The organism is Microbulbifer agarilyticus (assembly GCF_020171345.1).
Lineage (GTDB): Bacteria > Pseudomonadota > Gammaproteobacteria > Pseudomonadales > Cellvibrionaceae > Microbulbifer > Microbulbifer agarilyticus_D.
Genome location: NZ_JAIUZM010000001.1, coordinates 1,373,158 through 1,386,293 on the forward strand (window position 1 = coordinate 1,373,158; position 13,136 = coordinate 1,386,293).

The following is a 13,136-nucleotide window of genomic DNA, read 5'->3' on the forward strand; positions in this document are numbered from 1 at the left end:
TCGTAAGTGCGTTCGTTACTCGGCGTTGTTGGCCATCTTCAGCATTGCGTGCAGCAGTACATTCGCGCCCGCCTCCAGATCCTTCGGCTCGGCATTCTCCGCTTCGTTGTGGCTCAAGCCTTTTTCACAGGGCACAAAGATCATGCTGGTAGGTGCGACGCGGGAGATGTACACGGAGTCGTGACCGGCACCTGACACCATCTCTTTGTTGCTGTAGCCGAGGTCCGCGACGGAAGCGCGCACCGCTTCGACACAGCTCTTGTCGAAGGCGACGGCGGGAGAGCGCCATTCGTCGCGGATGTCGTGTTCCAGTCCGGTTTCCTCGGCGACGGTAGCGGCGATTTCGCGGAAGCGCTGGTCCATGGCATCGAGCACTTGCTGGTCCGGATGGCGCAGGTCGACGGCGAGAACGAGTTTCTCCGGCACGGTGTTGCGGCTGCCGGGCTCGACGCGGATATCACCGAAGGTGGCGCGGGCCCAGGGGCCGTGTTCTGCGGCGAGTTTGTACAGCTGGTCGAGGATCTTGTGCAGGCCCATAAACGGGTCGCGACGGATTTCCATGGGGCTGGGGCCGGCGTGGCAGGGCTGGCCGATCAGGGTGAGGTCGTACCAGTTCATGCCCTGCACGCCGCTCAGTACGCCGATTTGTTTTTCTTCGGCTTCCAGAATTGGGCCCTGTTCGATATGCACTTCAAAGGCGGCGGCCAGCGGGCGCGGCTTGGCGGGGGCTGCGCCCTTGTAGCCGATGCGCGCGAGTTCGTCGCCGAAGGTTTTACCTTCCTTGTCGGCGCGGGCGTAGGCGTAGTCGAGGTCGAATTCGCCGGCCCACACACCGGAGCCGATCATGGCGGGGGAGAAGCGGGCGCCTTCTTCATTGGTCCACACGGCGACTTCCAGCGGTGCTTCGGTTTCGATGCCGGCGTCGTTGAGCGCGCGCACCACTTCCAGGCCGGCGAGCACGCCGTAGACACCGTCGAACTTGCCACCGGTGGGCTGTGTGTCTAGGTGGGAGCCGGTGAGCACCGCGGGTAGCTCCGGGTTGTTGCCCGGGCGGCGCGCGAAGATGTTGCCCATTTCGTCCACGGAGACGGAACAGCCGGCGTCTTCACACCAGTTTACGAAGAGGTCGCGACCCTGTTTGTCGAGGTCGGTAAGGGCCTGGCGGTTGCAGCCGCCTTTGTCGGTGGCGCCGATCTGCGCCATCTCCATCAGGGAGTCCCACAGGCGCTGGCCGTTGATGCGCACTTGGCTGGTGTCAGTCATGGGGTCGATCCGCACTTTTATTGTCTGGGAGGGTGTATAGGGTTTAGCACAAGTCTATGGTTTGTTTTTGTGAACACAATTAACTATTAATTGCCACTTTGGTATCTTTTTGGCACCAAAACTAGTCGAACCCCAGTAAGCGGGGTTATTTCCGAGGTAAACCATGGCAGCAGAGCTGAGAAACCTGTCGCTGACATCATTGCGCAGTTTCTACGCGGTGGGCCGCCACTGCCATTTGCGGCGTGCGGCGGAGGAACTGCACGTGTCGCACCCGGCGCTCAGTCGGCAGATCCGCGAGTTGGAGGAGCGGCTGGGCACTGCCTTGTTCCTGCGCAGTGGTAATCGCCTGTCCCTGACCGCGGCGGGCAAGCGTTTGCACCGCTCGGTTGCCGATGCGTTCGGGCGTCTGGAGCAGGGCTTGCTGACGCTGGATCCGGACAACCTTGCCGGCGAGGTGGTGATTGCCGCCACCGCCACCATTGCCTCGCGCTGGCTGTTGCGGATTCTCGCCGAGGTGCAGCAGCGCTATCCCGAGATCCGGCTGCGCCTGACCACCATTGAGCCGCGCGCGGCAAGGCTCGATGAGGAGGCGGATATTGCCATCTGCCTGGGTGAGCCGGATGCGCCGGGGCGCCAGGTGACGCCGCTGTATCAGGAACACTATTTGCCGGTGGCGAGCCCGCAGCTGCTGCAGACGCATGGCCGCGCACTGCGCCCGGCGGATCTGCTGAAGCTGCCGCTGTTGCACGACCGCCAGCAGCAATGGCGCGGCTGGTTCACTGCGCAGGGTGTGGAGTATGCGCCGGCGATCCAGGGCGTCACCGTGGATTATGCCTATCAGGCCATCGAAGCGGCACGCCTGGGTATGGGCGTGGCGTTGGCCGATCGTCTGGAGGTGAGCGAAGACCTCAGCAGCGGGCGCCTGGCGACGGTGATCGAGCGCCCCTACACCATCGGCCAGTTTTTGTATCTGGTGAGCGACCACCACGGCGCCATGCATGACCGCGCGCGCCTGGTGCTCGAGAGCGTGTTCAAGTGGTTGGACACCCGCGGTGCGGCGCTGGCTACCCAGGCACAAGCCCTGCAGCAGGCGCTGTCGCCCACGGCCAAGGACACAGATAGCTGATTGCTAATCGGCATATTTCTGGCATTTCTCTCTGCTTCACCCGAGGTTTCGTATCACCTGTTCAGGTGATACAGGCACACTTGCCCTTGGCGCATACTGAATAATCCTTCAAATAACACAAACAATTGCGCAGTTTGTCCGCCTCGCGGACCTAGACGCTCTCGCTTGCTGCTTCATTAGCTGCAAGCGGCGCGCAGCCGCAGCAACTGAGCCGAAAACGATGCAACACCAGAATAAGCTCTACATCGATGGCAATTGGGTGGAATCGACTTCCGACGACTGGTTGGAAGTGATCAATCCCGCAACCGAATCTGTTATTACCCGCGTGCCCGCCGGCAGTGCCGACGACGTGGATCGTGCGGTGCAGGCCGCATCCCGTGCATTTGATTCTTGGGCCAATACCCCAGCTGTGGAGCGTCGCGCGCTGCTGTTGCGCGCGGCCGACCTGATGCAGGCGCGGGAGCAGGAACTGATAGCGGCGGTATCCGCCAGCATGGGCTGCCCCCAGCATATTGCCGGCTGGTTGCAGGTGGCGGGGCCCATCGAGGCCATGCGCCTGTTTGCCGAGCAGGTAGCCATTACCGAAGAGACCGAAGAGCTCGGCCACTCGCTGGTATGGCGCGAAGCCGTTGGCGTATGCGGGTTTATCAATCCGTGGAATTACCCGTTGCACCAGTTTGTCGGCAAGGTGGGCGCAGCGCTCGCCGCTGGCTGCACCATGGTGGTCAAACCCTCGGAGCAGACACCGCTGCAGGATTACCTGATGGCGGAAATTTTCCACGAGGCCGGCCTGCCGGCGGGCGTATTCAACCTGGTGCCGGGACGCGGCATAGAGGTAGGTCGCGCCCTGTGCGAACACCCGCTGGTGGACATGATGTCGTTTACCGGCTCCACCCGCGCCGGCATCGAAATTGCCAAGGCCTGTGCGCCGACGGTCAAGCGTGTCACCCAGGAGCTGGGTGGCAAATCCCCCTATATCGTCACCGCGGATTGCGACTTAACCGCGGCGGTGCGCTATGGCGTCGACGACGTGATGATCAACAGCGGCCAGACCTGCACCGCACTCACCCGCATGCTGGTGCCTCGGAGTCGTATCGACGAGGCGCTGGACATTGTGCGCACGCGCGTCGCCGAGATCGAAGTGGGTATGGGTGAAGCTGCGTTTATGGGCCCGGTTTCCTCTCGGCGTCAGTGGCAGCAGGTTCAGGACTATATTCAGATTGGCATGGACGAGGGCGCAACACTGGTGTGCGGCGGCCTCGGCAAACCGGAAGGGCTGGAGCAGGGTTATTTTGCGCGGCCAACCGTGTTTGCCGGTGTGACCAATGACATGCGCATCGCGCGCGAGGAAATTTTCGGCCCGGTACTGTGCATCATTGCCTACGATGACCTGGAGCAGGCGGTGGCGATCGCCAACGATACGCCCTACGGGTTGTCTTCCGGTGTGTTCGCGAAAGACAACACCGCCGCGCTGGCCATCGCGCGACGCATTCGCGCGGGGCTGTGCTTTGTTAATGGCGGCGAGTTCAATTACCAGGCGCCGTTTGGGGGCTTCAAACAAAGCGGTAATGGCCGCGAGTTCTCCCACCACGGTGTCGAAGAGTTCACCGAAATCAAATCCGCACAACTGGGTGTGCCTGCAAGCTAAGGCACACTCCGGCAAACACTGAACAACAACATAAAACACGCGGGAGAATCTCCGTGACAGAAGTAGCCGTCAAAAAGAATCTTGGTAAACGGGACATGATCCTGTTTACCGTGTCCGCCATTTTGCTGGTGGATACCCTCGCCGCCACCGCCGCCATCGGCACCTCGAGTATTTTCTGGTGGCTGTTCCTGGGTGTGTTTTTCTTTGTGCCTTTTGCGCTGGTATCTGCCGAGCTGGGCTGTGCCTACCCGGAGAAAGGCGGTATTTACGCCTGGGTGCGCGATGCCTTCGGCGGCCGCTGGGCGTCGCGGGTGAGCTGGAGCTACTGGGTCAATGTAGCGATCTGGATGCCGGCGATCTTTATTCTGTTTGCCGGCGTAGCCAAACAATTGTTCTGGCCGGACATGACCGTCACTGCACAGATTGTACTGGGCGTGGTGCTGACCTGGATCGCCGTCGCCGCCAACGTGGTCACCCTGAACGTGGGCAAGTGGGTGCCGAACATCGGCGCGATTTTTAAAATACTGATTTTTGTTGCGATCATTGTCGGCGCCGGGTTTTACGCGGCGGAAAACGGCCTCGCCAATCCGATTACACTGGATAGCATCAAACCGAACCTGAGTGACAGCCTGCAATATATTCCCGCAATCATTTACGGCATGCTCGGTTTTGAGTTGATCAGCGCAAGCAGCGATGAAATGCGCAACCCCAAGCGCGATGTGCCGCGCTCCATCCTGATTTCCGGTGCCATTATTCTTGCCCTGTACACGCTCGGCACCATGGCAATTCTCGCCGCGATTCCCGCACAGGATATCGACCTGGTCGAGGGGCTGGTGGACACACTTCGCCTGTTCTTTGCGCCGCTGCCGTTTGGTGATGCGTTGGTGATGGCACTGGGTATTGCCGCGCTGTATAGCTTTTTCTCCAATGGCGTTACCTGGGCCATCGGTGGCAACCGCGCCGCTGCAGAAGCAGCCGAAGAAGGCGAACTGCCGCGTGCTTTTGCGATCAAAAGTGTCACCCGCAATACGCCGGTGGGCGCTGCAATATTGATGGGCGTCATGAGTACCGTAATCCTGGTGCTGTACGGTTTTCTGGTGGATTCGAACGAGGACCTGTTCTGGTCACTGTTCGCATTTAGCGGGGTCATTTTCCTGCTGCCCTACGTGGGTATGTTCCTGGCGTTTGCGAAAATGCGTCGCGTAGATGGCGAGCGTGAGCGTCCTTTCCGCGTGCCGGGCAACCGCCTGTTTGTGCGTGCGCTGACCCTGTTCTGCGTGGCAATCCTTGCCGGCAGTATCTTCCTGTTTATTTACACTCCCGGTGAGGGTGTGCAATGGCCGGTGCTGATTGGTTCCTTCGTGACCCTGCTGCTCGGTGAGCTGGCCATCTTGTGGGCCGAAAAACAGGGGCGCCGTCAGCCGCCGGTAAATTCGGCAATGCGCGCAATGCTGTAACCCGCAAACGCTTCGCTTAGCTACAAAAACCCGCTTTTTTGCGGGTTTTTGTGTTTGTTGTGTCTTGCCGGCGATCCCTCGTACACCTCACCCGTTGGGGTGATAGCCGAATAGTTGTTCGGTTTTTATAGTCTCCCTCAACATAAAACCGATAATTTTTTTAAGGGGAGATCGTCATGGAAATGTCGAACCGTTCCAGCCGACGTTTTGCGAAAAACACACTTGCGGTCGCCATCACCGGCGCATTTCTTTCGACACTTGGTGTGACCACCAGCGCGTTTGCCAACCAGATCGAAGAAGTTGCCGTGACCGCGCAAAAGCGCGAACAGTCGGTAAATGACATTGGTGTATCCGCCAACGCGTTCAGCGGCGAAATGATGCAGAGCCTGGGTATAGACAGTGCGGTGGATCTCGGTGCGCATACGCCGGGTCTGGTGACTGTGAACTCCACCTCTGGCGGCACCCCGGTGTTTGCCATTCGCGGCATCGGCCTCGATGATTTCAGCCCCAACAACAGCAGCGGTGTGGGTATCTACACCGATGAAGTGTTTGCCAGCAATCCATCCTTCCTCGGCGGCCAGCTGTTCGATATCGAGCGCGTCGAAGTACTGAAAGGCCCGCAGGGTACCCTGTACGGCAAAAACACCACCGGCGGTGCGATTAACTTTATCAGTGCCAAGCCCAGCGACGAATTTGAAGCATTTGTGGATGCGGGTATCGGCAATTACGGCGCCCACGAGCTGACCGGTGTGGTGAGCGGTGCTATCAACGGCGAAGTCCTCGGCCGCTTGAGCCTGAACATGTCCAAGGCCGATGGCTGGCAGGAAGACGCGCAGACCGGACGTGAGTTCGGCGGTGTGGATCGCTCCGCGGGGCGCGGCCAGATCCTGTTCCCGTTTGCGGATAACGGTGAGGCCGTGGCCAAGGTCTATTTCAGCAATGACAAATCCACGCCGGTATCCCCGCAGGTCAGTGGCCTCGGCGAAGCCTTCGGCGACCCGTCGTTCGATGTGCTGAACAGCAGCGATGACCCCACTCTCGTCAACGTTGGCGATCTGAAAGTTGCCCGCGACGAATCCGGCTACGGCGCCTCCCTTAACTTGAGCTACGGCTTCGAAACCCTGGATGTGGTTTCCATCACCGCATTCGACGCTTACGACCGCAAAGTGGTGGATAACTACGGCGGCTCTTCGGCGGCAATTCTGGACCTGTATCAGGACAACGAAATCAGCCAGTGGTCTCAGGAATTGCGCCTGGTGAGCAACGGTGATGGCCGCGTTACCTGGGTGGCCGGTGTGAATATTTCCGAAGACACCGTAAAAGTGCACGACGTATTCGACGATTCGTTCTTCGTGACCGACTCCGTCGCCAGCACCTTTGTGCTCGATCCCGCGGATGTGAGCGTGCAGGGCTGGGATTTGCTCACCGCGCAATACGAACAGGTCACCAAGTCCTGGGGGGCTTACCTGCACACCGAAACCATGCTGACCGATTCACTGAACCTGATCGCCGGTGTGCGCTACAGTGCCGATGACCGCACCTTCGATGGTATTTCTACCAATCACGACGATATTTATTCCTTCAACGACACCATTGCCGAACTCGACGACAGCACCAGTGAAAATGCCGTAACCGGCAAACTGGGACTGGACTGGCAGGTAAACGACGACTTCCTGCTCTACGCCAATGTGGCTAACAGCTACAAGGCCGGCGCTTACTACGGCGCGGCGATTCTCGATGACATCAGCTGGGCTTATGTGAAACCGGAAAAGGTGCTGTCCTACGAAGCGGGCTTTAAGGCCACCCTGTTTGATGCTTCGCTGCAATTGAACGGTGCCCTGTTCAGCCTCGACTACACCGACCGTCAGTCACTGGTCACCATCATCGTTGATGACTTCAGTAATTTCCTCGAATTCCCGGTGGCCGATACCACCCTGGTGAATGTGCCGGAATCCAAGACCAACGGTTTTGAACTGGACCTGCACTGGCTGCCCACCGATAACCTGACCGTTATGGCCGGGGTTGCCTTCCTCGACAGCGAAGTTACCCGCGCGCCGACCACTGCGGGCATGCGCGGTATCTCCGCCGATGCTTCGGTGAACGATGCTGCGGATGGCGTGGATCAACTGTTTGTGGATGCACTGGCAGCACCGCTGCCCGCGGGTGCGTCACTGTCGCAGGCGCCGGAGTGGAGCTACAACAGTTTGCTCGCCTACGACCTGCCGCTGGCTGAGTACAACCTGCGCCTGCAAACCAGCTACACCTACAGCGATGAAATGACCGCTCAGCTCGCAGACGCCAATGCGCTGTCCGGCCCGGTACATTCTTGGGACGCAGAAGCAACCCTGAGTGACGGAGACGAACGCTGGCAGCTGAGCGGCTGGATCAAAAATATTGAAGACAGCAGTGCAGAAACCTATGCGTTCTCCAGCTTCGCGGGGCGCTCCTACTATCGCCAGGCACCGACGACCTTCGGGGTATCGGTTCGCTACAACTTCTTCTAATTACAGACCGGCGATAGATTGGTTGATGAGAGATAATTATGTGTGATGAACAAGCCAGGGCGGATGCTCTGGAAGCGTTACAGGGCACAACCTTTTTTCCCTACTGGCTCGACGCGCCGCAGCGACCGGCGGATGAACCGGCGCTGCAGCGCGCGCTGAACTGCGATCTGCTGATCGTTGGTGGCGGCTTTACCGGTTTGTGGGCTGCGGTACAGGCAAAAGAGGCAAACCCCGAGCGCGACGTGGTGCTGATCGAAGCCAACAGTATTGCCATCGGTGCCTCCGGCCGACCGGCGGCGATTCTGTCCACTTCGGTAATGCACGGCCTGGCCAATGCCCAGCGATTGTTTCCGGAAGATATGGAAACCCTGGAGCAGCTGGGTAAGGACAATCTCGACGGTTTCCGCGAAACCATCGAGCGCTACGGTATCGATTGCGATCTGGAATGGGGCGGCGAACTGACCGTGGCGATCGGTGACGAAGGCCATGAAGATATCGAAAAAGAGTACAAGCTCTACCGTCACTACGGGCACGACGCACACCTGCTGGATCGCGATGCGGTACAGCAGGAAGTGAACTCGCCGTTGTTCAATGGTGGGCTCTGGTCCAAACAGCGCAGCGGCACCGTGCACCCGGCGAAGCTCGCCTGGGGACTGAAACGTGTCGCCGCTGAGCTGGGTGTGCAGATTTACGAAAACACGCCCATGGTGAGCAACCAGCAGAACAAACAGGGTGTGCTGGTAAAGACACCGCAGGGCCAGGTACAGGCAAACAAGGTCTTGCTGGCAACCAATGCATTTGCCGCGGGCAACCGCAAAATTCGCAACCGCGTAGCGGCAATCCGCGATCGTATTGTTGTCACCGAGCCGCTCAGCGAAGAGCAGATGGCATCGATTGGCTGGCAGAACCGCCAGGGTATCTACGATACCCGCACCCAGCTGAACTACATGCGCCTTACCGCCGATAACCGTATTTTGTTTGGTGGGCGACTGGATTACTTCTTTGGTAACAATACCGATCCCACAGAAGATAAAAAGGCGGATCCGTATCTGCGCCTTGTGGATAACTTCTATCGCACCTTCCCCACCCTGCGCGGCATTCGTTTCAGCCACGCGTGGAGTGGGCCGATTGCACTCACCACGCGGATGGCGGTGCACTACCAGTCCTATCACGGTGGCAAAATGCTTTACGCCGGTGGCTATTCTGGTTTCGGTGTGACCGCCACGCGCTTCGGCGCGCGGGTGGCTCTGGCGATGCTAGACGACAAGAAAGTGCCCGAGCGCAATTTGCAGTTTGCGCGCACGCAACCGGCATTTATTCCGCCGGAGCCCTTCCGCTGGATTGGTGCCAAGATCACCATGTATGCGCTGGATACCCTGGACGAAAAGGGTGGCTGGCGTATTCCCTGGGTGCGCATGGTGGAAAAAATGGGATTCCCCATCACGCAAAAGTAAGTTTGTGTTTCCGAGTGTGAAATCGTTTCCGCACCGCCGCGTCGCGATTTGTATCGCGACCTGGTCAGGTGCGGTTTTTTATGCCGATTATTTTTCCAGGCTGGTCAGCGGGTCTGGATCGCCGCTGGAATGGTGGCGCAATGCGCTGATAAACAGATAAAACAGCTCTGACTGGGAGGTGACATCGAGCTTGGCATAGATGTTTTTGCGATGGGTTTTTACCGTATCGACACTGGCATCGAGTCTTTCCGCCATCGACTTGATGGAATGCCCGCGCATGGTCAGGTGCAGCACCTCGCACTCGCGATTGGTCAGGCGCGAGCGGCCAAAATTTTCCAGCGCGCTATCCAAACGCGTGCCGAAACTTTCTTTGCCAGCTTCCGCCGCCTCATAGCTGGTCATCCATTTTCTGAGAATGTTTTCTACCAGCGGCGTCAAAGAGCGCAGCACCGCCATTTCCTGATTGGAGAAGCGCCCATTGCCCAGGTCGCGCGCGCGGCCAATCGACAGGCTGGCAATGGTGCCATCGCGGCCGCCTACCAGATAACAGGCTTCGTCCCCGAGGTTGGCTTCGCGATAGTACTTGCGAAAATATTCCGTGTGCGAAAAGGCATCGGGCGCGACTTCGCGCAGGAAAAACAGCCCCTGTTTTTCTTCATCCACCGCTGCGCGATAGAACGGATCGAACAGGTAAGCGCCCTCTACGTAGCGATCCACCTGGGTGCTGGGCTGTTCGTTGGCGAGCAAGCGGTGATGGGCAATTTCCGGCGCACTGCCCGAGGGGTACAGGATCGCCATACTGCTGTTGCCATGTACCAGCTGTTCGGCACCGCGCAGCAGTTCATATACCCGCTGCGAATCCGACTCACAATCCAGCAGGTTACTGACGCACTGATGCCAGTGGAATAAATCCGGAGTAACACTCATGCAGCACACCTGCCGGGCCGAATTGCCACTTTAGTCTTTGGCCAGATATTCATCTTTCAACTTCACGTAGTTGCCCGCAGTGTAGGTAAAGAAGCTTTTTTCTTTTTCAGACAGCGGACGTGCCTGTTTGGCCGGGGAGCCCACATACAGGTAGCCACTTTGCAGGCGTTTTCCCGGCGGCACCAGTGCGCCGGCCGCCAGCACCACTTCGTCTTCAATCACCGCGCCATCGAGGACGATGGCACCGATACCAATCAACACACGGCTACCGACGGTGCAGCCATGCAGGCAGGCCTTGTGACCGATGGTGACATCGTCACCGATGGTGAGCGGCCAGCCGCCCTCGTTGAAGTCACTGGCGTGGGTGATATGCAGCACCGAGCCATCCTGCACGCTGGTGCGGGCGCCAATGCGCACCCGGTGCATGTCGCCGCGCACCACCGCCATGGGCCACACGGAACTGTCGTCGCCCAGCGTCACATCTCCGATCACGCAGCTCTGCGGGTCGATAAACACCCGCTCGCCGAGGTTCGGCGTATGGCCGCGGTGTTCGCGCAGGTGTTCGTGCATGGAAGCATGGGGTAAATCCGGTTTGGGCAAGGCTGACCTCCGCTTGGGCAATCCACTAGAATAGGGGGCATATGTTAACCCGTCCCCGCGTTCATCGCCCCTGTGATGGCCGCCCATCGACAAGGAATTCCGATGTCAGACACTTCCCTCGACAACCCGTTGCTGGGTGCACCGGTACTGCCGCCGTTCGACACGGTAAAGCCCCTGCACGCGGAGCCTGCCGTCAGCACGCTGATCGTCAAGTGCCGCGAACAGCTGCGATCCTGCCTGGAAAGTGCCGGAGATAGCCCTACCTGGGACGCCACCATGGCACCACTGGAGGAGGTTCAGGACCAGCTGAGCAAGGCATTTTCGCCGGTATCGCACCTGAACAGCGTGTTGAGCGGCGACTGGCGTCAACCTTATGAAGAGTGCCTGGCCAAGGTAACCGAGTACTGGACCGAACTGGGTCAGAACCCCGAACTGTATGCCGCCTACCGCGCGCTGGCCAAAGCGGAAGATTTCGCCAGCTGGCCGCAGGCCCGCCAGCAGGCAGTGCGCCACGGGTTGCGCGATATGCATCTGGGCGGCGTGAGTCTCGAGGGCGAAAAACGCACGCGCTACGCCGCGATCAGCAAGCGCCTCGCGGAATTGAAGAGCACCTTCGCTAACAACGTACTGGACGCTACCAATGCGTGGACCCTGAATATCACCGAGGCGTCCGAACTGGCAGGTATCCCGGATTCCGCACTGGCGCAGGCCAAGACGTTGGCGGAGTCGAAAAACCAGTCGGGCTGGTTGCTCACCCTGGATGGCCCCTGTTTCCTCGCGGTGATGACCCACGCGGAAAATCGCGATCTGCGCCATCGTGTGCACTTCGCGTTTATTACGCGGGCGTCGGATGTCGGTCCCAATGCGGGCGAATTCGACAATGCCAATGTGATGGCAGAGATTCTTGCGTTGCGCGCGGAACAGGCGCATCTGCTCGGCATGCAAAATTACGCCGAGCGCTCGCTGGCAAGCAAGATGGCCGGCTCCACCGAGGAGGTGGAAACCTTCCTGCGCGACCTGGCCAAGCGCGCCAAGCCCGCCGCGGTGAAAGAATTTGCCGAGCTGCAGGCGTTTGCCACCAGCGAGCTGGGACTCGATACCCTGCACCCTTGGGATGTGGCCTGGGCTGCAGAGAAACTCAAGCAATCCCGCTACGCCGTCAGCCAGGAAGAGTTGCGCCCGTACTTTCCCTATCCCAAGGTGCTCGCCGGCATGTTTGCGGTGGTTGAAAAGCTGTTCGGTGTCGTCGCGGAACGTGATGACAGTATCCCCACCTATCACCCGGACGTGCAGTTTTACTGGGTGAAGCGCGGTGGCGAACCCATTGCCGGCTTCTATCTCGACCCTTATGCGCGCGAGAAAAAACGCGGTGGGGCCTGGATGGACGATGCGCGCGTGCGTCGCCAGACGATTGCCGGCTTGCAGTTGCCGGTGGCTTATCTGGTGTGTAATTTTTCTTCGCCGTCGCAGGACGCCCCCGCGCTGTTGACCCACTACGAAGTCACCACCCTGTTCCACGAGTTTGGCCACGGCCTGCACCATATGCTGACGCGCGTGGATGTGGCCGCGGTTTCCGGGATCAATGGTGTGGCCTGGGATGCAGTGGAATTACCCAGCCAGTTTCTTGAGAACTGGTGTTGGGAGCCGGAGGCGCTGGCGATGATCTCCGGCCACTATGAGACCGGTGAGCCGCTGCCGCAGGCGTTACTGGATAAAATGCTGGCGGCGAAGAACTTCCAGTCCGCGATGTTTACTGTGCGCCAGTTAGAGTTTGCGTTGTTTGATTTCCTGCTGCATTCACGCCCCGAGGGCGCCAATGCCGAGGAAATCCAGCGCCTGATCAACGAGGTGCGCGCACAGGTATCGGTGGTGCCGGTCTCTCCGGAAAACCGTTTTCAGAACAGCTTCAGCCATATCTTTGCCGGCGGATATGCGGCGGGTTATTACAGTTACAAATGGGCCGAAGTGCTGAGTGCCGATGCCTTCTCGCTGTTTGAAGAGAGGGGTATTTTCGATCCGGAGACCGGCGAAAAATTCCTGACCACGGTGCTGGAGCAGGGGGGCAGCCGCGATGCACAGGAAATTTTTGTGGCGTTTCGTGGCCGTGCACCGAAAATAGACGCACTATTGCGTCACTCGGGTATAGAATAACCCGAT

Annotated in this window: 9 protein-coding genes; 6 read left to right on the forward strand and 3 right to left on the reverse strand. The window is 59.2% G+C overall.

Annotation, left to right across the window (positions count from 1 at the left end; translation table 11 throughout):
- Positions 1–15: 15 nt before the first annotated feature.
- Positions 16–1,263, reverse strand: a complete 1,248-nt coding sequence (locus LCM31_RS05770; RefSeq protein WP_224868293.1) for a Zn-dependent hydrolase — start codon at positions 1,261–1,263, stop codon at positions 16–18.
- Positions 1,264–1,426: 163 nt separating this feature from the next.
- Here LCM31_RS05770 and LCM31_RS05775 point away from each other — a divergent pair, with 163 nt between their 5' ends.
- The 5 genes from LCM31_RS05775 to LCM31_RS05795 all read left to right on the forward strand — a co-directional run bounded on the left by LCM31_RS05775 (position 1,427) and on the right by LCM31_RS05795 (position 9,452).
- Positions 1,427–2,389 carry a LysR substrate-binding domain-containing protein gene (locus LCM31_RS05775; protein ID WP_224868295.1) on the forward strand — a complete coding sequence of 321 codons (963 nt, stop codon included), beginning with the start codon at positions 1,427–1,429 and terminating at the stop codon, positions 2,387–2,389.
- Between the two features lie 220 nt (positions 2,390–2,609).
- Positions 2,610–4,037, forward strand: a complete 1,428-nt coding sequence (locus LCM31_RS05780) for an aldehyde dehydrogenase family protein (protein ID WP_224868296.1) — start codon at positions 2,610–2,612, stop codon at positions 4,035–4,037.
- 53 nt (positions 4,038–4,090) lie between these two features.
- Positions 4,091–5,494 (forward strand): APC family permease, encoded by a 1,404-nt coding sequence (locus LCM31_RS05785; RefSeq protein WP_224868298.1) that lies wholly within the window; start codon positions 4,091–4,093, stop codon positions 5,492–5,494.
- Positions 5,495–5,670: 176 nt separating this feature from the next.
- Positions 5,671–7,998 carry a TonB-dependent receptor gene (locus tag LCM31_RS05790; protein ID WP_224868300.1) on the forward strand — a complete coding sequence of 776 codons (2,328 nt, stop codon included), beginning with the start codon at positions 5,671–5,673 and terminating at the stop codon, positions 7,996–7,998.
- Positions 7,999–8,036: 38 nt separating this feature from the next.
- Positions 8,037–9,452, forward strand: a complete 1,416-nt coding sequence (locus LCM31_RS05795) for an NAD(P)/FAD-dependent oxidoreductase (protein WP_224868302.1) — start codon at positions 8,037–8,039, stop codon at positions 9,450–9,452.
- An 87-nt stretch (positions 9,453–9,539) separates the two neighbouring features.
- On the opposite strand, the gene LCM31_RS05800 is transcribed toward LCM31_RS05795, so the two are convergent.
- Both LCM31_RS05800 and LCM31_RS05805 read right to left on the reverse strand, forming a co-directional pair.
- Positions 9,540–10,379 (reverse strand): helix-turn-helix transcriptional regulator, encoded by an 840-nt coding sequence (locus LCM31_RS05800; RefSeq protein ID WP_224868303.1) that lies wholly within the window; start codon positions 10,377–10,379, stop codon positions 9,540–9,542.
- 30 nt (positions 10,380–10,409) lie between these two features.
- Positions 10,410–10,949, reverse strand: a complete 540-nt coding sequence (locus tag LCM31_RS05805) for a gamma carbonic anhydrase family protein (protein WP_224868682.1) — start codon at positions 10,947–10,949, stop codon at positions 10,410–10,412.
- 132 nt (positions 10,950–11,081) lie between these two features.
- Between LCM31_RS05805 and LCM31_RS05810 the strand changes: the two genes are divergently transcribed.
- Positions 11,082–13,130 carry a M3 family metallopeptidase gene (locus LCM31_RS05810; RefSeq protein WP_224868304.1) on the forward strand — a complete coding sequence of 683 codons (2,049 nt, stop codon included), beginning with the start codon at positions 11,082–11,084 and terminating at the stop codon, positions 13,128–13,130.
- Positions 13,131–13,136: the final 6 nt, after the last annotated feature.